Genomic DNA, 23081 nt, shown 5'->3' with positions numbered 1-23081 from the left:
CCGCGCGACGACCGCAGCACGGCAGAGGCGCGGGCCCGGCGCGCCCCTCCCGCCCTGCGCCCCGCCCTACCGCAGCACAGCCGAGTGGAGCGACGTCACGGCGTCGGTCACGGTGGCGGGTGCGGCGCCGAGTACGTCGGTGCCGGGCCCGCCCGCGGCGTCGGGGACCGGCTCCGGCTCCGCCTCACCGCAGCACCCCACCTGTGCGACACGCGTCTCGTACCGCTCGGGCGGCGGTCCCTCGGGTGTGGTCCGCGGTGGCTCGGGACGCTGCCCGGGCGGGGCGTCGGCGTACGGGGGGCTCTGCTCCGGCCGGGTCTTAGGAGGGGCGTCCTGGGTGCGGTTCTTCCGGGACGGTCCGCTGTTCTCGGGGGCGATCGCCGGTTCCAGCGCCCAGCGTTGGGCGGCGGAGCCGTCGCGCCCGGTGACGATCACGCTCCGGCCCTTGCCGGGGGCGACGGCCAGCCCCTTGCCGGCGCGGGGCAGGAGTTCGCCGCGCACGGTCAGGTCGTAGCGCACGACTCCGGCGTGCACCAGGCAACCGGCCAGGACGACCGAGCCCGCCGCCGGGTCGGAGTCGAGGCAGCGGGTGGGGTCGGCGGCGCTGCGCAGCAGGCCGTCGTCCTGGTACGACCACTGCGGGGACCCGGTGGAGCAGGCGGCCAGCACGACGCGGGTGTCGGCCCGGCCCCGGCCGCCCCGGACGTCGAGGCACAGCCCGGCGTCGAGGTTGCGCAGCCGCCCGCGGGCCACTTCGGCGGGGCTGCCCGCGGAGGCGGCCGAGGGCGCGCCGGCCGAGGACGGCTCCGCGGACGAGGAACCCCCGGCGTCCGGGTCGACGGAGTGGCCGCTGACCGCTCCCCAGGTGGCCTGAGGGCCGGCCGTACCGCCCTCCTCCGACCAGCCCCGGGCGGCGAGCAGCGTCGCGAGCAGCACGAGGGAGGTCACCCCGATCGCGGCGGCCAGCGCCTTCGTGTGCCGTCTCGGCGTCCCGGGGCGTCCGCCGGCCGGCAGCGCACGGGCCCGGAGGCGATGGCGGCCACCGGCCGTCAGGGCGCCCTGGCCCCCGTCGCGGCCCGGCCGTGACGCGAGGTAGCGGCGGGCGCCCCAGCCGAGCACGGTCTCGACGAGCAGGTCCTCCAAACCGCCCTCGAAATGGCTGAGTTGCTCGGCGGCGTGCCGGCAGTAGCGGCAGGCCATGAGATGGCGTTGCACATCCGGCAGCAAGGCCCCGCCGCGGCGCATCGGAACATCCAGCAGCCGGTTGTAGTAGCGGCATTCCCGCGTCGGCGCGAGTTCCCGGTGCGCCCGCACGCATCCCGCCCGGAATTGCTCGCGCGCCTGCTCCAGCGCGGCCGAGGCGGTACCGGCGTCCACGCCCAGCAGACCGGCCGGTACGGATATGGGCTCGGCCTCCACCTCGGTGTGCCAGAGCAGGCATTGGGAAGCTCCCGGAAGGGCCCGGAATGCGCGCTCGGCGAGGCGCCGCCTTTCGGGTGTCACGGACCGGGCGGCGCGCAGACCGCGGGCGCCGACGGTTTTGCGGAGTTCCGGCAGTACTCCGGAAATGCCGTCGTCGGCCGCCCACTCCCCGACCGTGTCCCGCACGGCCGCGAGCAGGCGCGGGCGCAGTGCGCCGCCGCCCGGCAGGGCGAGTTCCCGGCGGAACGCGGCGGCGGCCGCCATCGACGCGGAATCCGCCGAGGAGGCCAGACAGATGACGGCGTACTCGTAGACCGCCCGCCAGTGCCGCGCCAGCAACAGCGCGACGGCGCGCGGGCCTTCACCGGGCTCGCCCACCCGGGCGAGGAGATTGCGGTCGGACTCCGCGGGCCTCGCTCCGGGGCGCGGCGGGTACGGCGGGCGTGGGGGGTAGGGGGATTGCACGGAACCATTTCCTTCCAGCCGCAGGACGGCAGGCGAATTGCGCGTCCGTCGGAAAGCAGGTGGGTGATTGGTGCATACCTGTGCCGCGTCAGCTGCGGACTCGGCTGTGAGGCGGCTCACTTTCGCACATACGACTGACAGGTAACAAGGAGTTCGGATGACCCAAGTTCAAAACGCGGCGAATTCAGATATGTTACCGCCGGTATCCGCACCGGCTTTCGAAAACGCCGCCGGTCAGGGCTTCGAGTTGTGTGCGTACACAGGCGATTGGTCCACGAAATCTCCGACCCCCCAGGGCTCTCCCAGATGCCTCTCGGTGCGCTCTTCCGCCCCCGCCCGCCGCGTCCGCAAGGCGGTCGTCCCGGCCGCCGGTCTCGGCACCCGCTTCCTGCCCGCCACGAAGGCGACCCCCAAGGAGATGCTGCCGGTCGTCGACAAGCCGGCCATCCAGTACGTCGTCGAGGAGGCGGCAGCGGCGGGACTCGACGACTTCCTGATGGTCACGGGCCGGCACAAGCGGGCCATCGAGGACCACTTCGACCACGCCTTCGAGCTGGAGCAGGCCCTCGCGACCAAGGGTCACAGCGCGCGGCTGGACGCGGTGCGCGACCCGGCGCGGCTGGCGAGCATCCACCACATCCGGCAGGGCGACCCGCTCGGCCTCGGCCACGCCGTGCTGTGCGCCCGCCGGCACGTCGGCGACGAGCCCTTGGCGGTGCTCCTCGGCGACGACCTGATCGACCCGCGCGAGACCCTGCTCGGCCGCATGCTCGACGTCCGCGACCGCCGGCTCGGCAGCGTGGTCGCCCTGATGGAGGTCCCGCCGGAGCAGCTCCACCTCTACGGCTGCGCCGCCGTCGAGCCGACCGGCGAGGAGGACGTCGTCCGCGTCACCGGCCTGGTCGAGAAGCCGGCCCCGCACAGCGCGCCGAGCCGCTACGCCGTGTTCGGGCGCTACGCGCTCGACCCGGACGTCTTCGGCGTCCTGGAGCGCAGCCCGCCGGGCCGCGGCGGCGAGATCCAGCTGACCGACGCCCTCCAGGAACTGGCCGCCGGCGGCACAGTGCACGGAGTCGTCTTCAAGGGGCAGCGCTACGACACCGGCGACAAGGCCGACTACCTGCCACGGTCGTCCGGCTGGCCTGCGAACGGCCCGACCTGGGGCCGGAGTTCACGGCGTGGCTCAAGGGGTTCGTCGCCGGGCTGGACGACGCGTGCCCGGCGCGGCGGGACATCGCGGCCCGAGACGCGTGAAGCCCCGGCACCCGGCCGGGGCTCCGCACCCGCGACAGCGGATCAGCCCTTGGACTGCCGCGTCCACACCACGGCCATCTCACTCATCCGCGACAGCCGATCAGCCGTTGGGCCGCAGCGTCCACACCACCGTCATCTCCCCCGTCACGGCACCATCGGCGCGCTGGATGGCGACGGCCACCGGGAACTCCGGCCGCTCACCGGCGTCCAGTTCGGCGACGACCTCGGCGGCCGGGCGGCCGAGGGTGGCGGTGGCGGTGACGGCGCCCATCGCCAGCTTCTTATAGGCGATCTCGGCGCTGACGGCGAGCGGCACGGCACGCGAGAGCTGGTCCCCGAACGCGGCCAGCACGATCGCCCCGCTCGCGGACTCGCCGAGCGTGAACATCGCACCGGCGTGCGGGCCGCCCACGTGGTTGTGGTACTCGCTCTGGTCCGGCAGCGACACCACGGCCCGCTCCGGCGTGGTCTCGAGGAACTCGAGGTTCAGGGTCCGGGCCATCGGCACCGTGGCGGCGAGCATCTCGCCGATGGACATCTGGTCTGCGCTCATGGCCGCATGTTACTCACGAGTAGAGACGGCTGACCAGGCCCGTGTGACGACCGCCGCACCGGCCCGCCGCGCACCGGCCCGCTCCGGGCCGTCCCCGCACCGCTACCTCTCCGTCCACGGGCGGTGACCGAATCGTGTCCGGAGCGCGGCTAGGGTTGCTGCCCATGTGGCCAGGACAGCAGCCGCCCGGGGGCGAGCAGAACCCGCAAGCGAACAACCCGTACCAGCAGCCGGGGTACCAGCAGCCGAATCCGTATCAGCAGCCGGGGTACCAGCAGCATCAGCAGCCGGGATACCAGCAGCCCAACCCCTATGGGCAGCAACCGCCGCAGCCCCCGCAACCCCCGCAGCCGCAGTGGGGCGCCCCCGCGCCGGCCGGCGCGCCGCAGCCCCCGCAGGGCGGTGGCGGCGGCAACCGGACGAAGCTGGTCGCGATCATCGCCGCCACGGCGGTGGTCGTGGCGGCCGGCGTCACGGGCTTCCTGGTGCTCGGCGGGGACAAGGACGACACCGCGAACGGCGGCGGCAAGGACGCCAAGGCGTCGGCGAGCCCCTCGGCCCCGGAGCCCAGCCCACCCGCCACGGGCGACAACCCCCGCGGCGGCGAGGAGGAGCAGCCCACGGTCAAGGGCTGGAAGGTCGTCGTCAACCCCAAGTGGGGCACGGCCTTCGACGTCCCGGCGGACTGGGAGGTGGCGTCCCCGAAGTCGTCCGTCTTCTTCGAGGACGAGAAGTCCGACGACGGCAAGCCGCTCATCATCATGTCGGCACCGGCGTTCTACAAGTCCAAGTGGTGCACGAGCGACGACAACAAGGACGGCAGGACCGAGAGCGAGTCACTGGCCGGCGCGGGCACCAAGGGCGCCGACGGCGCCAAGAACACCGATGAGGTCGCGCTCAACCAGGTGGCCTGGTGGGTGTACGGCGGTTACACGCAGCCGGACAAGAAGAGCGTCAAGACCGAGGAGAAGGCCAAGCCGTACACCACCGCCTCGGGTGTGAAGGGCAGTGTCGCCTGGGCCTGGTCGGAGAACACGCCCGACAAGGGCAAGTGCGCGAGCGACGGCAAGGCGGTCACCTTCGGCTTCAAGAACTCGGCCGGTGACTTCGTCGCGTGGAGCTTCTTCGGCGCCAAGGGCGTCAAGGAGGAAGTGCCCAAGGAGACGATCCTGAAGATCCTCAGCACGGTCCGGCTGCACGGGGAGCCGACCGGCGGCTGAACCGGAAGGGTGGCGAAGGGCGCCGCCGAGCGCCCCTCAGCCGATGCCGAACGCCCCGTCGGGGGGCTCGGGTGACGGCACCGCCTCCTCGTCCCGCACCGGCCGCGCCCCGCCGATGAACTCCCGCAGCGCGGCGCCGTGTTCGACCCGGGCCGGGAAGGCGTCGGCGGCCATGAGGCGGGTCAGGGCGGCGACGTCGACGGGCCGGTGCCCGGCGACGAGCACGGCGTTGCCGAACCGCCGCCCCCGCAGCACCCCCGGCTCGGCGATCAGCACGAGTTCCTCGAACACGGTCGCGAGGGTGGCGAGTTGCGACCGCAGAAAAGCGAACGGCGCGGCGTCGGGAAGGTTGGCGAGGTACACCCCGCTCCCCCGCAGCACCCGCGCGGCCTGTTCCACGTAGGCGACGGACGTGAGGTGGGCGGGCACCCGGGACCCGCCGAAGACGTCGGCGACGACGACGTCGGCGGACCCGGCGGCCGCGCCTTCCACCCAGGCCCGCGCGTCCGCCGCGTGCAGCGCGACCCGGGCCCCCTCGGGCAGCGGCAGCTGCTCGGCCACCAGCTCCAGCAGCCCCCGGTCGGCCTCCACGACGTCCTGCCGGGACCCCGGCCGCGTCGCGGCCACGTACCGGGGCAGCGTGAGCGCCCCGCCGCCGAGGTGCACCACGTCCAGCGCCCGCCCCGGCTCGGCCGCGACGTCCAGCACGTGCCCGAGCCGCCGCGCGTACTCGAACTCCAGGTGCGTCGGGTCGTCCAGATCGACGTACGACTGCGGCGCCCCGTCGACGGTCAGCAGCCAGGCCCGGTCCCGGTCGATGTCGGGCATGAGCTTGGCGAACCCGTGATCGACGGTCCGGGCGACGGGAATGGCTTCCTTCACCCCTCCATTGTGCGTGGGACGACGCCGTCGAGCGGCGCGGGGAACTGCGCGACCAGCCCAGGACGGCCGGCAGCCCCCCACCACCTCAGCCCACCACGGTCACGGTCCCGGCCCCCACAGTCCGCCCACCCTCACGGATGGCGAACCCGAGCCCCGCCTCCAACGGCACGTCCCGCCCCAGCTCCACGGCCATGACCACCGTGTCACCAGGCCGGGCCACCGCCGCCTCACCGAGGTCGACGACCCCCACCACATCCGCCGTACGGATGTAGAACTGCGGCCGGTACCCACTGGAGACAGCCGTCGTACGACCGCCCTCCCGCGCCGACAGCACATACACCTGCGCGGTGAAGCGACGGCTCGGCACCACGCTCCCCGGCGCGGCCACGACATGCCCCCGCCGGACGGCGTCCCGGGGAACCCCCCGCAGCAGCAACGCCACGTTGTCCCCGGCCTGCGCCTCCTCCATCGGCTTGCCGAAGGTCTCCAGTCCCGTGACCACCGTCTCGACCGAGGCCCCGAGCACCTCGACCTTGTCCCCGACCCGCACCACGCCCCGCTCCACCGCACCGGTGACCACGGTCCCCCGGCCGGTGATGGTCAGCACGTTCTCCACCGGCAGCAGGAACGGCGCGTCCACATACCGCTCCGGCATCGGCACGTAGGTGTCCACCGCGTCGAGCAGCGCCTCGATCGACGCCGTCCACCGCGGGTCCCCCTCGAGCGCCTTCAGCCCCGAGACGCGTACGACGGGCACGGAGTCACCGCCGTAGCCGTGCGCGGTGAGCAGGTCGCGTACCTCCAGCTCGACCAGGTCGGTCAGCTCCTCGTCGCCCGCGTCGGCCTTGTTGAGGGCGACCACGATGTGGTCGACGCCCACCTGCCGGGCGAGCAGGACGTGTTCGGCGGTCTGCGGCATGATCCCGTCCAGCGCCGAGACGACGAGGATCGCACCGTCCAGCTGCGCGGCGCCGGTGACCATGTTCTTGACGTAGTCGGCGTGGCCCGGCATGTCTACGTGCGCGTAGTGCCGGGTGTCGGTCTCGTACTCGACGTGCGCGATGTTGATGGTGATGCCGCGCGCCGCTTCCTCGGGCGCCCGGTCGATCCGGTCGAACGGCACGAACGCGCCGGTGCCGCGGTCGGCGAGGACCTTGGTGATGGCGGCGGTCAGGGTGGTCTTGCCGTGGTCGACATGACCCATGGTGCCGATGTTGAGATGCGGTTTCGTACGGACGTAGGCCGTCTTGGACATGGCGGTACCTCGAAGCGTCTGGTCGACGGAAGAAGGAAGTGGGACCCCGAGGAACTGCCCGACCCTCCCCTTGCGGGGTCCGCCGGACGAACCGGAGAGGGTCAGCTTCGGGCGCCGTCCGCGACGGCCGTGAGAACGACGACGGCAGCCTTCGGGGCATCCGTGACCACGGATGCTGCGAGGGCGAAGGCGTGCCGGAACATGAGGCCGATCATTGCCGACGCTTTACCCCACGTCGAATGGTTTTCGTCCGCCCTGCGTACAGGGGGTGCGGCCGGGTTCCCGTGACGCTGGTGAGACGAACCATACGGCGATCACACCCATTTGTCGGTTAGTGTCACCGGATGCTCGATGCCACCACCCGCTCTGGGGGCACCGCCACGGCCTCTCCCCGGGCCGCCACCGCGGAGCTCGCCGTCGCCGCTTCCCCGGCGACGACCGCCTCGCCCGCCGCACCCACCGGTTTCGCCGCCCGCTGCACGAGAGTTCTGCTCTCGCCGTGGTCGCGGCTGTCGCTGCTCGTCGCCCTGCTCGCCGGGGCCGCCTGCACGATGCTGCTGTTCGAGCCCCAGCGGCTGCTGACGCAGGGCTGGCCGCCCCAGCTGAGCGGAGCCGCCGCGGCGCTGGTGTTCGCGGTGGCGTACGGGGTGTGCACCGTGGCGTTCGTACCGAGGCCGCTGCTGAACCTCGCGGGGGGCGCCCTGTTCGGTTCGCAGGTCGGCCTCGGCGTGGCCCTGGCGGGCACGGTGCTCGGCGCCGGGATCGCCTTCTGCCTGGGCCGGGCGCTGGGGCAGGAGGCCCTGCGGCCGCTGCTGCGCGGGCGCTGGCTGAAGGCGGCGGACGGCCAGCTCAGCCGGCACGGCTTCCGCTCGATGCTGGCGGTGCGGCTGTTCCCCGGGGTGCCGTTCTGGGCCGCGAACTACTGTGCCGCCGTCTCCCGCATGGGTTTGCTGCCCTTCCTGCTGGCCACCGGCCTCGGTTCGATCCCGAACACCGCCGCCTACGTGGTCGCCGGCGCCCGTGCCTCGACGCCGACGTCACCGGCCTTCCTGATCGCGCTGGCCTGCATCGCCCTGCCGGCGCTGGCGGGTGTGGTGGTGGCCTGGCGCAAGCGGCACCAGCTGCGCCGCCTCTGACGAACCGTTACACCCGCCCACCGCTCACACCCGTTCCAGCACCAGGGCGTTGGCGAGCCCGCCCGCCTCGCACATGGTCTGGAGCGCGTACCGGGCACCCCGTTCCCGCATGGCGTGCACGAGGGTCGTCGTCAGCCGGGTGCCGCTCGCGCCCAGCGGATGGCCGAGCGCGATGGCGCCGCCGTGGACGTTGACCCGGCCGAGGTCGGCTCCGGTCTCCTGCTGCCAGGCCAGGACGACGCTGGAGAACGCCTCGTTGACCTCGAACAGGTCGATGTCGTCGAGGGTCAGTGACGCCCGGCGCAGCACCTTCTCGGTCGCCGGGACGACGCCCGTGAGCATCAGCAGCGGGTCGGAGCCGGTGACGGCGAAGCTGTGCAGCCGGGCGAGGGGGCGCAGCCCGAGCCGGGCCGCCGTCTCGCTGGAGGTGATGAGCACCGCCGAGGCGCCGTCGTTGATGGGGCTGGCGTTGCCGGCCGTGATGTTCCACTCGATCTGCGGGAAGCGCTCGGCGAAGCCGGGGTCGTAGTAGGCGGGCTTGAGCCCGGCGAGGACGTCGGTGGAGCTGCCGGGCCGTACGCACTCGTCGCGCGTGACGCCCTCCAGGGGCGCGACCTCGGCGTCGAAGAGCCCGTTCTCCCAGGCCGCGGCGGCCTTCTGGTGGGAGGAGACCGCGAAGGCGTCCAGCTGCTCGCGGCCGATCGACCACTTGGCGGCGATCAGCTCGGCGCTGACGCCCTGCGGGACGAGCCCCTCCGGGTAGCGCTCGCCGACCCCGGGCCCGAAGGGGTCCTTGCCTTCCGGCACGTTCGACCACATCGGCACCCGGCTCATCGACTCCACCCCGCAGGCCACGACGAGGTCGTAGGCGCCCGAGAGGACGCCCTGGGCCGCGAAGTGCACGGCCTGCTGGGAGGAGCCGCACTGGCGGTCCACGGTGGTCGCGGGCACCGACTCCGGGAAGCCCGCGGACAGGACGGCGTAGCGGGTGGTGTTCATGGCCTGCTCGCCGACCTGGTCGACGGTGCCGCCGATGACGTCGTCGATCAGCGCCGGGTCGACGCCGGAGCGCTCGACGAGCGCGCGCAGGGTGTGGGCGAGCAGTTCCACGGGGTGGACGTGCGCGAGGGCGCCGTTGGGCTTGCCCTTGCCGATCGGGGTGCGTACGGCTTCGACGATCACTGCGTCACGCATGAGCGGGCCTCCACGGCTACCAGTGAGTAGGAAATCCAAACTCACGGTATCCCGCAGGGTTGGAAAATCCAACCCTCTCCTAGACTGGGCTTCATGGCCGCCAGCAAAGATCCCCGCCCCTGCTCCATCGCCGACACCCTGGCGCTCGTCGGGGAGAAGTACTCCCTGCTCGTGCTGCGGGAGGTGTGCCTCGGCAACGGCCGGTTCGACCAGCTGGTGCGCAACATCGGCGCCCCGCGCGACATCCTCGCCACGCGGCTGCGCCGGCTCGTGGACGCCGGGATCCTGACCAAGCGGCCCTACAGCGAGCGCCCGCAGCGCTTCGAGTACCGGCCGACGCAGGCGGGCCTGGAGCTGGAGCCGGTGCTGCTGACCCTCATGGCGTGGGGGGACCGCCACCTCCGCGCGGACGGCGACCGCCCGATGGTCGTGGAGCACTCCTGCGGCCGGCCGCTCGCCCCGGCCGTCACCTGCCGGGCCTGCGGCGACGAGGTGCGCCACGAGGACCTCACGGCCCGCCCGCAGGCGCCCGGCTGGGCCGTCACCGGACCGACGGCGGCCTGATCACCGCCGCTCCGTGGCCGCTTCCAAACCCCTGTGTCGGGGCGGCCGCCGAGGGGCGCTACGCTTCCCCCTCGGCACACATGATCCCCCGTTCGTCGCAACGGCGGCCCGGTGTGCCCGTCGTCCGTCCCACGATCGGCACTTGGACTCCGCTACCTCATGTCTTGGTTCGAATCACTCATCCTCGGACTCGTCCAGGGGCTGACCGAGTTCCTGCCCGTCTCCTCCAGCGCGCACCTGCGCCTGACGGCGGCCTTCTCGGGCTGGGAGGACCCGGGTGCGGCCTTCACGGCGATCACGCAGATCGGCACGGAGGCCGCCGTGCTGATCTACTTCCGCAAGGACATCGGACGGATCCTCTCGGCCTGGACGCGGTCGCTCACGAACAAGGCGCTGCGCAGCGACCCCGACGCGCGGATGGGCTGGCTCGTGATCGTCGGCTCGATCCCGATCGGTGTGCTCGGCGTGACGCTGAAGGACCAGATCGAGGGGCCCTTCCGCGACCTGCGGATCACCGCGACGATGCTGATCGGCATGGGCATCGTCCTCGGCGTCGCCGACCGGCTCGCGGCACGCGACGAGAGCGGCGGCCGCCACCGCGCCCCCAAGCAGCGCAAGGCCCTGGAGGACCTGGGCGTCCGCGACGGCCTCATCTACGGCGTCTGCCAGGCCATGGCGCTCATCCCGGGCGTCTCCCGCTCCGGCGCCACCATCAGCGGCGGCCTGTTCATGGGCTACAAGCGCGAGGCCGCGGCCCGCTACTCCTTCCTGCTCGCCATCCCCGCGGTGCTCGCCTCCGGCCTGTTCGAGCTCAAGGACGCGACGGAGGGCGGCCACGTCTCCTGGGGCCCGACGATCTTCGCCACGGTCATCGCCTTCGCGGTCGGCTACGCGGTGATCGCCTGGTTCATGAAGTTCATCTCGACCAAGAGCTTCATGCCGTTCGTCTACTACCGCATCGCGCTCGGCATCGTCATCATCGCCCTGGTCAGCATGGGTGCCCTGAGCCCCCACGCGGCCGAGTCGGCGGGCTGACCCGGCCCCCTGTGACCGGGGTCTCGTGACCAACCGCATACCGATCGGGTAGCCGTCCGGTAGCGGCCTGTCAGTGGCTGCCCCTAGGCTTGTCGGCATGTCCCCCGATTACGTGAACCCTGGTTCCGTGCGGTCCGCTGCCGAGGTGAACGACGAGATCCGTGCGCTCTGGCTGCGCACGGGCGGCACCCTGTCCGCCGAGGAGCGCGCGGAGTACGAGCTGCTGGTCGTCGAGTGGGCCGCCGCGATCCGCGGCGGCGTCGTCGAGGCGGCCTGACCGGCGACCCCCGTCCCGGCCCTCAGGCGCGCAGAGGCGCCAGCACCTCGTCGTCGAGGTCGTAGGGCCGCTCCTCGGGCAACAGCGCGGCAGCCGCGCCGAGTTCACCCGACCGCACCCGCCCCCGGACCTCCGCCGCGAGCGGCGTGACGTCCTCGATCCCCACGATCCACTCGTCCGCGTACCGGACCGCCGCCTCCCCCGCGAGCCCCAGCTGGAGCGACCGGTGCGGCAGCGGATTCAGCCGCAGATCCCGCTCCGGATCCCACTGCACCCGGGCCGGCGCCTGCCTCAACTGCCGCTTCCAGTCGGCCCGGTCACCGTGCAGGGCGGGCACGTAGTGGGACAGACAGGCGTGGCGCAGCGCCCAGTGGAAGCCCTCGCGGCTGATCTCGATCGCCAGAACCGTCTCCTGGCCCTCCTTCGTGCCCCAGCCGCAGCGGTACATCATCCACAGGAACGACGGCTTGATCCACGTCATGCGCTCCCGCTTCCAGGTCGACGGGAAGCGGCCGTCGCGGGCCGCGGGGCCGCCGATCTCCGGGCGGTAGGCCTGGTACACGGTGAGCGTGGACTCGGTGTGGCGGGCGCGGACCCGGAATCTCGGTTCGTTCTGGTCGTTCATGAGGGACAGGCTCGGCCCGGATGCCCCTCGGCGGCCACCGAATATCACCGCACGGCTCTTCACTCGGCCCCTCCCATGCCCAACACTGAGCCGATGACGCAGCGCGTGGAGCTCGCCACCGTGAGGGACCGGCTGGCCGTCGACTCACTGGTCACCGACTACGCGGTGGCGGTCGACGACGGGGACTGGGAAGCGTACCGGGGGTTGTTCGCCCCCCAGGGGCGGGCGGACTACCGGTCGGCCGGCGGTATCGAGGGCGAGGCCGGGGCGGTCGCCGCGTGGCTCGCCGAGAACATGCGGCGGTTCCCGACGCGCCAGCACCTGATCGTCAACCGGCGGGTCCGGTTCGGGGTCTGGGAACACGACACCGGCGACACGGCCCAGGTCCAGGCCGACTACGTCAACCCCATGGCCACCGAAGGGCCCGCGCCGGACTTCGTGTGCGGCGGCCGGTACGCCTTCGCCCTGCTGCGCACCGACGCCGGCTGGCGGCTGAGCGAGGTGGTCGTCCGGGAGAAGTGGCGACGCCTTCCCGAGCGGCGGGCGGCACCTGTGGTCAACTGACCCGGCGTCCTCTGTCCTAGATCGTCCGCAGGACGCACACTGGAGGCATCCGCGGGTAGGAGGCGCCTATGAAGACGCTCGGCCATTGGCTCGCCTCCCCCTGGCGGCGCTCGGCCGCCGCGGCGGTCGCGGGCGCCCTGCCCGTCCTTGCCTTTCCCGCCCCGTCCCTGTGGTGGTGGGCCTACGTCGCCCTGGTGCCGTGGCTCCTGCTGCTGCGGACCGCCCCCACCGGGAAACGGGCGCTGTACGAGGGCTGGTGCGGCGGCTTCGGCTTCATGCTGGCCATGCACCACTGGCTAATGCCGTTCCTGCACGTGTTCACGTTCGTCATCGCCGCGCTGCTCGGCGCGCTGTGGGGCCCCTGGGGCTGGCTGGTGCGCCGCCTGCTGGCCGGGGTGCCCTCGCTCAGCCGGATCGCGGCCGCACTCGTGGTGCTGCCGTCGGGCTGGCTGGCGATCGAGCTGGTCCGCTCCTGGCAGGGCCTGGGCGGGCCGTGGGGCATGCTCGGCAGCAGTCAGTGGCAGGTCGAACCGGCGCTGCGGCTCGCCTCCGTCGGCGGGGTGTGGCTGATCAGTTTCCTGCTGGTGGCCCTCAACGTCGCGGTCGCCGTCCTCGTCGCGGTCCGCCGGGCCCGGGTGACCGCCGTGACGGGGCTCGTCGCCACGGCCGTCGCCACCTGCGCCGCCTGGGCCTTCGCGCCCCGCCCCGCCGTCGACGGCCAGGTCAGGATCGCCGTCGTCCAGCCGGGCGTCATCGGGGGCCCGGACAGCGGGGACCGCCGGTTCGCCCGCGAGGAGCAGCTCACCCGGCGGCTCGCCGGGCAGGACGTCGACCTGATCGTGTGGGGCGAGAGCAGCGTCGGCTTCGACCTCGGGGACCGCCCCGACCTCGCCCGGCGGCTCGCGGACCTGTCCCGCGCGACGAACGCCGACATCCTGGTCAACGTGGACGCCCGGCGCTCCGACAAGCCCGGGATCTACAAGAGCTCCGTCCTGGTCGGGCCGGACGGCCTGACCGGTCAGCGCTACGACAAGATGCGGCTCGTGCCCTTCGGCGAGTACGTCCCGGCCCGTTCCCTGCTCGGCTGGGCCACCTCCGTCGGCAAGGCCGCCGGCGAGGACCGCAGGCGCGGCTCCCAGCCGGTCGTGATGAACGTCGGCGACGGCGGTCTGCGGGCGGGCCCCATGGTGTGTTTCGAGACCGCCTTCCCGGACATGACCCGCCACCTCACCAAGGAGGGCGTGGACGTGCTGATCGGCCAGTCGTCGACGTCCACGTTCCAGGGCAGCTGGGCCCCCGAGCAGCACGCCACGCTCGCCGCGCTGCGCGCCGCCGAGACCGGCCGCCCGATGGTGCACTCGACCCTGACGGGCGTCTCCGCGGTCTACGGCCCGAGCGGACAGCGCGTCGGCCCGTGGCTCGGGACGGACGCGTCCGCCGCGCAGGTCTACGAGATCCCCCTCGCCCACGGCACCACGCCCTACGTCCGCCTCGGCGACTGGACCGTGCACGCGGCCCTGCTGATCCTCGCCGCCTGGGCCGCCGGCGAGGGCGTACGGACCCTGCGGCTCAGGCGGTCGGCTCCTGAACCGCGCGTACGACCCGCTCGCACAGCTCATGGGTCTCCAGCGCGTCCCGGGCGCTGAGCACCTTGCCCACCCGCACGGCGTCCAGGAACGCCAGCACCGCCTGCTCGATGCCGCGCTGCCGGGCCACCGGCACCCAGTCCCCGCGCCGCCGCACGGTCGGCTGACCCTTGTGGTCGACGACCTCGGCGAGGTTGACCACCTGCCGCTTGGTGTCCTGCCCGGACACCTCCAGGATCTCCTCGGCCGAACCGCTGAGCCGGTTCATCACGCCGAGCGCGGTGAAGCCGTCCCCGGCGAGCTGGAGCACCACGTGGTGCAGCAGGCCGTCCCGGACGCGGGCGCGCACGGTGACGTCGTCGATCGCGCCGGGCGCCAGGAACCTCAGGGTGTCGACGACGTGGATGAAGTCGTCGAGGATCATCGCGCGCGGTTCCTCCGGCAGGCCGATGCGGTTCTTCTGCATCAGGATCAGCTCGCGCGGATGGTCGGCGCACTGCGTGTAGCCGGGGGCGAAGCGCCGGTTGAAGCCGACGGCCAGGCTCACGCCCCGCTCCTCGGCGAGCGCCACCAGCCGCGCCGAGTCGTCGAGTTCGTAGGCGAGCGGCTTGTCGACGTACGTCGGAACGCCCGCCTCCAGCAGCCGCGTCACGATCTCCGGGTGGACGAGGGTGGGCGCGTGCACGAAGGCGGCGTCGAGGTCCGCCGCGAGGAGGGAGTCGAGGGTGGTGTGCCGCCGCTCCGGCGGGAGGTGCAGCCCGTCGGCGACCCGGTCGAGCGTGGCGGGGGTGCGGGTCTGCAGGTGCAGCTCGACGCCGGGCTGGAAAGCGAGGACCGGAAGGTAGGCCTTCTGCGCGATGTCACCGAGTCCGATGCAGCCGACCTTCACGTCGTGCGCTCCTTGGGTGGTTGCCTGCCGGGGTCTGCTCGGAAGCATACGGCGGCCGCGGCGGCCGCCAGTCGGCGATGCCGTCGAAGCTCCGCAGGAACAGCGCGGGCCCGGCCTTCGACAGCGCGGCCATGGCCGTGTCGCGGACGGCGGTGCCGACGCGGCTGGTCATGAGGTTGAGGCGGGAGACCCTGACGGCCTGGCGCGCGATGGCCGTCGTACGGGGCAGCCGGGCGGCGGTGTAGGCGGGGAGGTCGTCGCGGAGGGGGGTCCCGGCTGCTCCGGCGCTGCCGGGGGCTTGGCAGGAGGCGAGGACGATCGCGTCCTCGATGGCCTGGTTGCCGCCCTGGCCGAGGGTCGGGGGCATGGCGTGCGCGGCGTCGCCGACCAGGGCGACCCGGCCGCGGTGGTAGGCGGGCAGGGGCTCGGCGATGTGGTGGACGTCGTGGCGCAGGACGTCCTCGGGGCGGGCGGCGGCGAGGACGGCGGGGATGGGGTCGTGCCAGTCGCCGTAGCGGCGCAGCAGTTCCGCCCGCTCGTCGTCCGCCGCCCGTCCGCCGGCCGGGGCCACGGCGGCGGCGTAGGCGTAGACACGGCCGTCCTTGAGCGGGTGCGTGCCCCAGATACGGCCCCGGCCCCAGGTCTCGTGCGAGGCGAAGTCGGCGCCGGGGACCGGGATCACGACCCGCCAGGTCGTGAAGCCGGAGTAGACGGGGCCCGGGTGGGCGGGGAAGAGCGCGGGGCGTACGGCGGACCGGACACCGTCGGCGCCCACCACCAGGTCGGCCTCCAGTTCGCCGTCGGCGGTGGTGACGCGGGCCGGCCGGTCGCGGTCTCCGCAGTCGGCGAGGGTGGCGGCGGTGTCCGTGCGGACGGCGCCGGGCGGGAGCAGGGCGGCCAGGCGCTCGATGAGGGTGGCGCGGTGCAGCAGCACGAGCGGGCCGCCGAAGCGCTCGGCGGCGGCGTCGGCGGAGGAGCGCGCGAGCCACCGCCCGGACGGTGTGCGCAGGCCGCCGTCCCCGGTCCAGGCGGCGAGGTCGCGGATCTCGTCGCCGAGGCCGATGACGTCCAGCGCGCGCAGGGCGTTGGGGGCGAGGGAGATGGCGGCGCCGACCGGCTCCAGCGAGGGGGCGCGCTCCAGCACGGTGACCTGCCGGCCGCGCAGGTGCAGGGCGGCCGCCGCGGTCAGGCCTCCGATTCCGCCGCCGATCACGACGACGTCGCCCGACTGTGCCATGGCTCCTCCTCGGTCCGGCCACTGTCACTACAGCTGTAGTGACCCGTTCGAGGTTACTACAGTCGTAGTGGGGCGGGTAGCGTGAACGGCATGTCCGTACGCACCACCGGTCCCTCCCGCTCCGACCTCGTCGCCGACACCGCCCTCGCCCTGCTCGCCGAGCGCGGGATGCGCGGACTGACGCACCGGGCAGTGGACGAGGCGGCCGGACTCCCCCAGGGCTCCACCTCGAACCTCGCGCGGACCCGGCAGGCCCTGCTGGAGCTGGCGGTGCGCCGCCTGGCCGACCGCGAGGCGCGGGTGCTGGCGCTGCACGAGATGCCGGACCCGCACGCCGGCGCCGGCCCCCTGGCGGACGCCTTGGCCCTGGCCGCCCACCGCGCCCTGACGCGCCACCGCGAACTGACCCTCGCCCGCTACGAACTGGCGCTGGAGGCGACGCGCCGCCCCGAGCTGCGGGCGTACTTCGACGCGACGGGCGCCCGCTTCCGCGAGCAACTGGCCGCCCTGGTCACCGGGTTGGGCTCGACGGACCCGGCCCGGCACACCCTGTCCCTGATCGCCTGGGCGGACGGGCTGATGTTCAGCTGCGTGGCCGGGTCGTTCAGCGCCGAGGCGCCGAGCCTGGAGGAGGTGCGGGCCGGGCTGCGGGAACTGCTGGACGGCATGCTCGGCCCCTGAAATCCGGTGGTCCGGCAGGGGTCACGGGGGAAGGATGGCAGCCATGACGACCGAACGCCGTATGCCTGACACGACCGCCGACGAACGCACCATGCTGGAGGGCTGGCTGGAGTTCCACCGGCAGACCCTCGCGTGGAAGTGCGAGGGCCTGAGCGACGAGCAGCTCAGGTCCGCCGCCGTGGAGCCCTCCGACCTGTCCCTGCTGGGGCTGGTGCGGCACATGGCGGACGTGGAGCGGAGCTGGTTCCGCCGGGTGCTGATGGACGAGGACGCGGCGCCCCTCTACTGGAGCGACGAGGACCGCGACGGCGAGTTCCACCTGACCGAGGCGGACACCTACCAGGAGGCGTACGCCACCTGGCAGTCCGAGATCGAGACGGCCCGGCGCAACGCGGCCCGGTTCGGCCTGGACGACCTCTCCCAGGGCGGGCACCGGCGCACCGGAGAGAAGTTCAACCTGCGGTGGATCTACACCCACATGATCGAGGAGTACGCCCGGCACAACGGCCACGCCGACCTGATCCGCGAGCGCGTCGACGGCTCGACCGGCGACTGACGTCACCCGCGGCCCGCCGACGCCCTCCGTACGGGGCGGGAGATCACCCGTGCGGGGCATCCTCCGCCTGTCCGCCGGACCGCCCCCGGCCGGACGGACCAGAGTGGCGCGGGTGCATCGAACGACGACCACCGCGACGCTCCTGGTGACCGTGGCTGTCTCGGCCCTGACCGGCTGCGTGACCGTCCAGCATCCTCCCGTCCCCGGGCCGCCGACGGGACCGTCCAGGCCGTCGGCGCCGCAGACGGCGGGGCAGGCGGCGACGCAGATCGTGCAGGCCCCGGCCCAGGAGGCCCTGCAACTCATCGAGGAGTCCCGCCGCCCGGAGCCGACCCCGTCCGAATCCCGTGTGAGCACCCCCGCGGCGGCCTCGCCCGAGCGGGGCCGGCCGGCGGCCGGCCCCCGCGCCGACCGTCCGCGTCCCGCCCGGCCGGAACGCCCGGACCGCCCGGAACCCGCCCCGCGCGGCCCGCAGCGGCCACGCCCGGGACTCCCCGACGTCCCGGAGTCGGTGCGGCAGGACGTCCACCAGAACGTCCCGGGCGGCACGGACGTGTGCGCGCTGGGCAGGCGCTACGGCGGGTGGCGGGCCGACAGCCCGGAGGCGACCATCTGCCAGGACACCTACGGGCGGTGACCGGCTCCGTCACGGCCGCTGCCTCGGCGGCCTCCCCCACGTCCCTCCGCCGGGCTCCCCGCCGCCTTCTCCCAGCCGGGACTCCAGCCGCCGGATCGCCGCCCACACACCCGCCGCGTAGCCGTCGTCGGTGAGGGCGGCGGCCGCTCCCCTGGCCCGCCGCAGATGGGTCCGGGCGGCGTCCCGGTCGCCGAGCCCGGCGTAGTCGGCCGCCAGACTCATGTGCAGGGAGGGGTAGAAGGCGCGCACCGCGACCGCCCCTGCCCCGCCCGCGGGCCCGTCCTGGGTGATCTCCTCCGCCGCCGTCAACGCGCGCAGGTCCCAGGCCAGTTCGTCCGCGGGGTCGTCCTGGGTGTCGGCCAGGTAGTGGGCGAGGGTGCAGCGGTGCAGCGGGTCGCCGTGCTCCCCGATCTCCGCCCACAGGTCCAGGAACCGGTGCCGGGCCTCCTCCCGGTCCCCCGCGTGGTGCAGCATCACGACCTGCCCGATCCGCGTCAGCACGGCGTCCGGCGCCGCCTGCCCCTGTCGCTCGACCACCACGCCCTCCGCGCCCTCGCCCGCTGTCCTCCCCGACGCTAACCGCAGGCGGGGGCGATCCGGCTCAGGCCGCTCCGCGCGCCACCGGGCTGTTCGGGGCCGTACGGCCGACGTTCGGACCGTACGGCTGGTGTTCGGGGCCATACGGTCGGTGATCGGGTCGTACGGCCGGTGTCCGACGCCGGTCGGCGGGCCTGCCGCCGTGTCGCCCCGGCCGCCGGCCACCGGCCGTCGCCGTCAGCCCGGGTTCGGGATCGTCCGTCAGCCCAGGTTCGGGATCGTCCAGTCGATCGGCTCGTGCCCCTGCGCCGCCACCGCCGCGTTGATCTGCGTGAACGGACGGGAACCGAAGAACTTCTTCGCCGACAGGGGCGAGGGGTGCGCGCCCTTGACCACCACGTGCCGCGACTCGTCGATCAGCGGGAGCTTCTTCTGCGCGTAGTTCCCCCACAGCACGAACACCGCCGGGTCGGGCCGCTCGGCCACGGCCCGGATCACGGCGTCGGTGAACTTCTCCCAGCCCCGGCCCTTGTGGGAGTTGGCCTCCCCGGCCCGGACCGTGAGCACCGCGTTGAGCAGCAGCACGCCCTGCCGCGCCCAGGGCATCAGGTAGCCGTTGTCCGGGATCGGCGTGCCCAGCTCCTCGTGCATCTCCTTGTAGATGTTGCGCAGGGACGGCGGGATGCGCACCCCGGGCCGGACCGAGAAGCACAGCCCGTGGCCCTGGCCCTCGCCGTGGTACGGGTCCTGGCCGAGGATCAGGACCTTCACCCGGTCGTACGGCGTGGCGTCCAGCGCCGCGAAGACCTCCTCGCGCGGCGGGTAGACGGGACCCTTCGCCCGCTCCTCCTCGACGAACTCCGTCAGCTCCTTGAACCAGGGCTGCTGCAGCTCGTCACCCAGAACCCCGCGCCAGGACTCGGGCAGCATGGCGATGTCGGTCACGTCAACGTCCTCACGATGTGCGGTCACTTCAGGCCTCAGAACCTACCGGCGACCACTGACAACGCGCTCCGGGAAGCCGGAGGGAAAGCCGGATGTCCGCCGCCGCCTACCAGGCGGTCTTGCGGTGCAGCTCCCACATCATCATGATCGTCGACGGGTCCAGGGCCCGCTCGGCGCCCGAGACGTCCCGGCTGGCCGCCACATACTGCCGGCCCTGCCACAGCGGCAGCAGCCGCGCGTCGTCCACCAGGATCCGCTGGGCCTCCTCGAACTCCTTCTCCACGCTCGCGCGGTCGCTCTCCCGGCGCGACCGGGGCAGCAGCTCGCCGGTGATCTCGGGGGCCGGGTAGGGCGTACCGAGGGCGTTCTGCTCGCCGACGAACGGCGCGATGAAGTTCTCGGCGTCCGGGAAGTCGGGGAACCAGCCACGCCCGAACACCGGGTACTCACCCTTCTGGTAACCCTCGACGTAGGTCTTCCAGGGGCGGCTCTTGAGGCTGATCGTGAACAGGCCGGAGTCCTCCAGCTGGCGCTCCAGCTCCTTGAACTCGGCGGCGGTCTCGGAGCCGTAGCGGTCGCTCGTGTACCAGAAGGTGAGCGGGACCTTCTGGTTGATGCCCGCCTGGGTGAGGATCTTGCGGGCCTTGCCCACGTCCGGGTCGCCGTAGTCGTCGAAGAAGCCCGTGGTGTGGCCGGTGAGGCCCTTGGGGACCATGGAGTACAGCGGGTCGACGGTGTCCTTGTAGACCTTGTGGGCGATCGCCGCCCGGTCGACGACCTGCGCGATGGCCTGGCGCACGGCCTTCTTGTTGGCCCAGGAGTCCTTCGGGTTGAACACCAGGTAGTTGATGTCGGTGCCGGTGCCCTCGACGAGCTGGATCTCCTCCTCCTTGGAGGTCTTGCTCTGGAGGTCGACGACGTCGCCGGCGGCCAGACCGCGGTAGGTGACGTCGATCCGCTGGTCGCGCAGGGCCTTGACCATGGCGGCCGAGTCCTGGAAGTAGCGGACGGTCACCGCGTCGTTCCGGCGCTCCGCGAAGCCCTTGTAGGAGTCGTTGCGGACGAGGACGGCCTCCTTGCCCTCGTCGTAGGAGTCGAGCGTGTACGGCCCGGAGCCGACGACGTCCTCGCCCTCGCGCAGGGAGTCCTCCGGGTAGGCCTGCGGGGAGACGATCGACATGGCGGGCGTGGCGAGCACGAACGGGAACGTGGCGTCGGGCTTGTTGAGGTGGAAGATCACCTCGCGGTCGTTCGGCGCCTGGACGCGTTCGAGGCTGCCCAGCAGACCGGCGGGGCCGCCGTTGACGTTGATCTTGCGGATCCGGTCGAACGAGTACTTGACGGCCCGGGCGTCGAGCGCGTCGCCGTTGGAGAACTTCAGGCCCTCGCGCAGTTCGCAGCGGTAGACCTGGTTCGAGGAGTCGCTGAAGCCGCAACTCTCTGCGGCGTCCGGCTGGGGCTCGGTCGCGCCGGTCGGATAGCTCAGGAGCGTCTGGTAGATGTTGCGGAACAGCTCCCAGGAGCTGTCCCAGGAGGCGGCAGGGTCGAGCGTGCTGGGGGCACTGGTGGTGCCGATGACGATCGGCCCATCGTCCTCCGGGGTGTCGGACGACAGCACTCCGCACCCGCCTACCAGGGACGATATGGACGCGATGGCCGCCACCCGCCGCAGGCATCGGTTCCGGTTGAACACGCGCACGCTCCTCGATCTGCCATACCAAGGGTCGGCAGACCATACCGCAGTGCTGTGGCCGCTGACCCGCCCCCGGACATGACTCCTTGATCGATAAACCTTTGACTACGTTGTCATCTCCCTTTGCGCTGCCTTTACGCCGACACGGGCGCCCCTCGCGTCGAGGAGCGCCCGTGTCACGTGGGCGTACGCCGGTGTCAGCCGGTGCCGGCGTTGAGGAAGATGCCGCCGTCCACGACGAGCGTCTGGCCGGTGACCCAGTCGGACTGCTCGGAGGTGAGGAACGCGGCCGCGCCGCCGATGTCGGAGGGCACGCCGAGCCGGCCGAGCGGATAGGCCGCGGCGGCCTCCTCCTCCCGGCCCTCGTACAGGGCCTGGGCGAACTTGGTCTTCACGACGGCCGGGGCGATCGCGTTGACCCGCACCTTGGGCGCGAACTCGTGGGCGAGCTGCACCGTCAGGTTGATCATCGCCGCCTTGCTGACGCCGTACGCGCCGATGAACGGCGAGGGCGAGAGGCCTGCGACGGAGGCGATGTTGACGATCGCGCCGCCGTTGTCCTTCTGCCAGGCGTGCCAGGTCTTCTGGGCGAAGCCGAGCGCCGAGACGACGTTGGTCTCGAAGACCTTGCGGGCGACGTTCAGGTCGAGGTCGGCGATCGGCCCGAACACCGGGTTCGTGCCGGCGTTGTTGACCAGGAAGTCGATGCGGCCGAAGGCCTCCATCGCGCGCTCGACGGCGACGGCCTGGTGGGCCTCGTCGTGCGCCTTGCCCGCCACGTAGACGGCGCGGTCGGCGCCGAGCTGCTCGACGGCCTCCTTGAGGGCGTCCTCGTTGCGGCCGGTGATGACGACCCGGTCGCCGCGCGCGATCAGCGCCTCGGCGACGCCGTAGCCGATGCCGCGGCTGGCGCCCGTGACGAGGGCGACCTTGCCGGAGAGTTCCACGGAAGTCATGTTCTTCGTCCCTTAGTCGAGCGGTCCGCCGGCCACGTACAGCACCTGGCCGGAGACGAATCCGGCCGCCTCGCCCGTGAAGAAGGCGATGGCGTTGGCGATGTCCTCCGGCTCGCCGACGCGCGCCACCGGGATCTGCGTGGCGGCGGCGGCCTTGAAGTCCTCGAAGCCCATGCCGACGCGCTCGGCGGTGGCCTTGGTCATCTCGGTCGCGATGAAGCCGGGGGCGACGGCGTTGGCGGTGACGCCGAACTTGCCGAGCTCCTTGGCGAGGGTCTTGGTGAAGCCCTGCAGGCCCGCCTTGGCGGCCGAGTAGTTGACCTGGCCGCGGTTGCCCAGCGCCGAGGACGACGAGAGGTTGACGATCCGGCCGAATCCCGCGTCCACCATGTGCTTCTGGCAGGCCTTGGACATCAGGAAGGCGCCGCGCAGGTGCACGTTCATGACGGTGTCCCAGTCGGCGACGCTCATCTTGAACAGCAGGTTGTCGCGCAGCACGCCCGCGTTGTTGACCAGGATCGTCGGCGCGCCGAGCTCCTCGACGATCCGCGCGACGGCCGCCTCGACCTGCGCCTCGTCGGAGACGTCGCAGCCGACCGCGACGGCCTTGCCACCGGCGGCGGTGATCTTCTCGACGGTGTCCTTGCAGGCGGCTTCGTCGAGGTCGAGCACGGCGACCGCGCGGCCCTCGGCGGCCAGTCGTACGGCGGTGGCGGCGCCGATGCCGCGCGCGGCACCGGTGACGACGGCGACCCGCTGCTCAGTGGTGGACATGGCTGCTTCTCCTCAGGTGAGCGACCGCTTAGTACCTTCAGTGGGTGTGACGCTAGAAGCCCTGGCACGCGGTGTCAACGGCCGGGCGCGGCATGTGATCCATTACCCGGCCCGACCTGCCCGGCGAGGCGCTCCGGAACACCC

23 protein-coding genes and 1 pseudogene are annotated in these 23081 nt (G+C 72.7%); 11 read left to right on the top strand and 13 right to left on the bottom strand.

The window, feature by feature from the left end; genetic code table 11:
• Positions 1-66 precede the first annotated feature (66 nt).
• Positions 67-1887, bottom strand: coding sequence for a ricin-type beta-trefoil lectin domain protein (locus tag ABZ386_RS05550; protein WP_358963752.1), 1821 nt, complete (start codon positions 1885-1887; stop codon positions 67-69).
• Positions 1888-2203: 316 nt separating this feature from the next.
• Between ABZ386_RS05550 and galU the strand changes: the two are divergent.
• Positions 2204-3141: pseudogene (galU, locus tag ABZ386_RS05545) on the top strand (UTP--glucose-1-phosphate uridylyltransferase GalU).
• A gap of 100 nt (positions 3142-3241) precedes the next feature.
• On the opposite strand, the gene ABZ386_RS05540 reads toward galU, so the two are convergent.
• Complete coding sequence (locus tag ABZ386_RS05540; protein ID WP_114250774.1) at positions 3242-3679, bottom strand: DUF4442 domain-containing protein; 438 nt, start codon at positions 3677-3679, stop codon at positions 3242-3244.
• A 179-nt stretch (positions 3680-3858) separates the two neighbouring features.
• Between ABZ386_RS05540 and ABZ386_RS05535 the strand changes: the two genes are divergently transcribed.
• On the top strand, positions 3859-4914 hold the full coding sequence (locus tag ABZ386_RS05535; RefSeq protein WP_351344891.1) for a hypothetical protein: 1056 nt from the start codon (positions 3859-3861) through the stop codon (positions 4912-4914).
• Positions 4915-4950: 36 nt separating this feature from the next.
• Here the strand turns inward: ABZ386_RS05535 and ABZ386_RS05530 are convergent, their stop codons facing one another.
• The gene (locus ABZ386_RS05530) at positions 4951-5796 is read right to left on the bottom strand and encodes a fused MFS/spermidine synthase (RefSeq protein ID WP_358963750.1); all 846 of its coding nucleotides are present in this window, start codon (positions 5794-5796) and stop codon (positions 4951-4953) included.
• A gap of 85 nt (positions 5797-5881) precedes the next feature.
• The gene (tuf, locus tag ABZ386_RS05525) at positions 5882-7051 is read right to left on the bottom strand and encodes an elongation factor Tu (protein WP_114250777.1); all 1170 of its coding nucleotides are present in this window, start codon (positions 7049-7051) and stop codon (positions 5882-5884) included.
• A gap of 344 nt (positions 7052-7395) precedes the next feature.
• Between tuf and ABZ386_RS05520 the strand changes: the two genes are divergently transcribed.
• Complete coding sequence (locus ABZ386_RS05520) at positions 7396-8187, top strand: TVP38/TMEM64 family protein (RefSeq protein ID WP_355720628.1); 792 nt, start codon at positions 7396-7398, stop codon at positions 8185-8187.
• 24 nt (positions 8188-8211) lie between these two features.
• On the opposite strand, the gene ABZ386_RS05515 is transcribed toward ABZ386_RS05520, so the two are convergent.
• Positions 8212-9381, bottom strand: coding sequence for a thiolase family protein (locus ABZ386_RS05515; protein ID WP_351344903.1), 1170 nt, complete (start codon positions 9379-9381; stop codon positions 8212-8214).
• Positions 9382-9474: 93 nt separating this feature from the next.
• Between ABZ386_RS05515 and ABZ386_RS05510 the strand changes: the two genes are divergently transcribed.
• The 3 genes from ABZ386_RS05510 to ABZ386_RS05500 all read left to right on the top strand — a co-directional run bounded on the left by ABZ386_RS05510 (position 9475) and on the right by ABZ386_RS05500 (position 11257).
• Positions 9475-9945, top strand: a complete 471-nt coding sequence (locus ABZ386_RS05510; protein WP_356500554.1) for a helix-turn-helix domain-containing protein — start codon at positions 9475-9477, stop codon at positions 9943-9945.
• A gap of 159 nt (positions 9946-10104) precedes the next feature.
• Positions 10105-10980: an undecaprenyl-diphosphate phosphatase gene (locus ABZ386_RS05505; RefSeq protein ID WP_351344909.1), complete on the top strand. Its 876-nt coding sequence runs from the start codon at positions 10105-10107 to the stop codon at positions 10978-10980.
• Positions 10981-11077: 97 nt separating this feature from the next.
• Positions 11078-11257 (top strand): hypothetical protein, encoded by a 180-nt coding sequence (locus ABZ386_RS05500; protein ID WP_351344912.1) that lies wholly within the window; start codon positions 11078-11080, stop codon positions 11255-11257.
• 22 nt (positions 11258-11279) lie between these two features.
• On the opposite strand, the gene ABZ386_RS05495 is transcribed toward ABZ386_RS05500, so the two are convergent.
• Positions 11280-11882: a DUF4291 domain-containing protein gene (locus ABZ386_RS05495; protein WP_356674418.1), complete on the bottom strand. Its 603-nt coding sequence runs from the start codon at positions 11880-11882 to the stop codon at positions 11280-11282.
• Between the two features lie 93 nt (positions 11883-11975).
• On the opposite strand from ABZ386_RS05495, the gene ABZ386_RS05490 reads away from it, so the two are divergent.
• Positions 11976-12446, top strand: coding sequence for a nuclear transport factor 2 family protein (locus ABZ386_RS05490; protein WP_351344918.1), 471 nt, complete (start codon positions 11976-11978; stop codon positions 12444-12446).
• A 68-nt stretch (positions 12447-12514) separates the two neighbouring features.
• Positions 12515-14092 (top strand): apolipoprotein N-acyltransferase, encoded by a 1578-nt coding sequence (gene lnt / locus ABZ386_RS05485; protein ID WP_358963746.1) that lies wholly within the window; start codon positions 12515-12517, stop codon positions 14090-14092.
• Here lnt and ABZ386_RS05480 read toward each other — a convergent pair.
• A complete protein-coding gene (locus ABZ386_RS05480; RefSeq protein WP_355720641.1) occupies positions 14016-14921 on the bottom strand; it encodes a Gfo/Idh/MocA family oxidoreductase in 906 nt (301 codons plus the stop codon). The two genes, lnt and ABZ386_RS05480, sit on opposite strands and share 77 nt — an antisense overlap.
• The gene (locus tag ABZ386_RS05475; protein WP_356618155.1) at positions 14893-16158 is read right to left on the bottom strand and encodes an FAD-dependent monooxygenase; all 1266 of its coding nucleotides are present in this window, start codon (positions 16156-16158) and stop codon (positions 14893-14895) included. Before ABZ386_RS05475 ends, ABZ386_RS05480 begins: the two co-directional genes overlap by 29 nt.
• Positions 16159-16248: 90 nt before the next feature.
• Here ABZ386_RS05475 and ABZ386_RS05470 point away from each other — a divergent pair, with 90 nt between their 5' ends.
• From ABZ386_RS05470 to ABZ386_RS05460, 3 genes are all read left to right on the top strand, one after another.
• On the top strand, positions 16249-16839 hold the full coding sequence (locus ABZ386_RS05470; protein ID WP_358963742.1) for a TetR/AcrR family transcriptional regulator: 591 nt from the start codon (positions 16249-16251) through the stop codon (positions 16837-16839).
• Positions 16840-16882: 43 nt separating this feature from the next.
• Entirely contained in the window at positions 16883-17395 is a 513-nt protein-coding gene (locus tag ABZ386_RS05465; protein WP_355720650.1) for a DinB family protein, read from the top strand.
• Between the two features lie 112 nt (positions 17396-17507).
• Positions 17508-18032, top strand: a complete 525-nt coding sequence (locus tag ABZ386_RS05460; RefSeq protein ID WP_358963740.1) for a hypothetical protein — start codon at positions 17508-17510, stop codon at positions 18030-18032.
• Positions 18033-18041: 9 nt separating this feature from the next.
• On the opposite strand, the gene ABZ386_RS05455 is transcribed toward ABZ386_RS05460, so the two are convergent.
• The 5 genes from ABZ386_RS05455 to fabG all read right to left on the bottom strand — a co-directional run bounded on the left by ABZ386_RS05455 (position 18042) and on the right by fabG (position 22937).
• Positions 18042-18569, bottom strand: a complete 528-nt coding sequence (locus ABZ386_RS05455; protein ID WP_351344936.1) for a hypothetical protein — start codon at positions 18567-18569, stop codon at positions 18042-18044.
• Positions 18570-18830: 261 nt separating this feature from the next.
• On the bottom strand, positions 18831-19514 hold the full coding sequence (ung, locus tag ABZ386_RS05450) for a uracil-DNA glycosylase (protein WP_351344938.1): 684 nt from the start codon (positions 19512-19514) through the stop codon (positions 18831-18833).
• A gap of 106 nt (positions 19515-19620) precedes the next feature.
• Complete coding sequence (locus tag ABZ386_RS05445) at positions 19621-21207, bottom strand: ABC transporter substrate-binding protein (RefSeq protein WP_351344941.1); 1587 nt, start codon at positions 21205-21207, stop codon at positions 19621-19623.
• 197 nt (positions 21208-21404) lie between these two features.
• A complete protein-coding gene (locus ABZ386_RS05440) occupies positions 21405-22163 on the bottom strand; it encodes an SDR family oxidoreductase (protein ID WP_114250792.1) in 759 nt (252 codons plus the stop codon).
• 12 nt (positions 22164-22175) lie between these two features.
• On the bottom strand, positions 22176-22937 hold the full coding sequence (gene fabG / locus ABZ386_RS05435; RefSeq protein ID WP_351344947.1) for a 3-oxoacyl-ACP reductase FabG: 762 nt from the start codon (positions 22935-22937) through the stop codon (positions 22176-22178).
• Positions 22938-23081 lie beyond the last annotated feature (144 nt).

Source organism: Streptomyces sp. NPDC006140 (assembly GCF_040628815.1).
In the GTDB taxonomy this organism is placed as follows: Bacteria; Actinomycetota; Actinomycetes; order Streptomycetales; family Streptomycetaceae; genus Streptomyces.
The sequence above is the reverse complement of the archived record's forward strand: the minus strand, read 5'-3'. Positions and strand labels throughout refer to the sequence as shown.

Bases quoted from the DNA above. Each gene is read 5' to 3' on its own strand.
- ABZ386_RS05540 (WP_114250774.1), bottom strand. From the start codon at position 3,679: ATGTCCATCGGCGAGATGCTCGCCGCCACGGTGCCGATGGCCCGGACC.
- ABZ386_RS05535 (WP_351344891.1), top strand. From the start codon at position 3,859: ATGTGGCCAGGACAGCAGCCGCCCGGGGGCGAGCAGAACCCGCAAGCG.
- tuf (WP_114250777.1), bottom strand. From the start codon at position 7,051: ATGTCCAAGACGGCCTACGTCCGTACGAAACCGCATCTCAACATCGGC.
- ABZ386_RS05520 (WP_355720628.1), top strand. From the start codon at position 7,396: ATGCTCGATGCCACCACCCGCTCTGGGGGCACCGCCACGGCCTCTCCC.
- ABZ386_RS05515 (WP_351344903.1), bottom strand. From the start codon at position 9,381: ATGCGTGACGCAGTGATCGTCGAAGCCGTACGCACCCCGATCGGCAAG.
- ABZ386_RS05510 (WP_356500554.1), top strand. From the start codon at position 9,475: ATGGCCGCCAGCAAAGATCCCCGCCCCTGCTCCATCGCCGACACCCTG.
- ABZ386_RS05505 (WP_351344909.1), top strand. From the start codon at position 10,105: ATGTCTTGGTTCGAATCACTCATCCTCGGACTCGTCCAGGGGCTGACC.
- ABZ386_RS05500 (WP_351344912.1), top strand. From the start codon at position 11,078: ATGTCCCCCGATTACGTGAACCCTGGTTCCGTGCGGTCCGCTGCCGAG.
- ABZ386_RS05495 (WP_356674418.1), bottom strand. From the start codon at position 11,882: ATGAACGACCAGAACGAACCGAGATTCCGGGTCCGCGCCCGCCACACC.
- ABZ386_RS05490 (WP_351344918.1), top strand. From the start codon at position 11,976: ATGACGCAGCGCGTGGAGCTCGCCACCGTGAGGGACCGGCTGGCCGTC.
- lnt (WP_358963746.1), top strand. From the start codon at position 12,515: ATGAAGACGCTCGGCCATTGGCTCGCCTCCCCCTGGCGGCGCTCGGCC.
- ABZ386_RS05475 (WP_356618155.1), bottom strand. From the start codon at position 16,158: ATGGCACAGTCGGGCGACGTCGTCGTGATCGGCGGCGGAATCGGAGGC.
- ABZ386_RS05470 (WP_358963742.1), top strand. From the start codon at position 16,249: ATGTCCGTACGCACCACCGGTCCCTCCCGCTCCGACCTCGTCGCCGAC.
- ABZ386_RS05465 (WP_355720650.1), top strand. From the start codon at position 16,883: ATGACGACCGAACGCCGTATGCCTGACACGACCGCCGACGAACGCACC.
- ABZ386_RS05440 (WP_114250792.1), bottom strand. From the start codon at position 22,163: ATGACTTCCGTGGAACTCTCCGGCAAGGTCGCCCTCGTCACGGGCGCC.
- fabG (WP_351344947.1), bottom strand. From the start codon at position 22,937: ATGTCCACCACTGAGCAGCGGGTCGCCGTCGTCACCGGTGCCGCGCGC.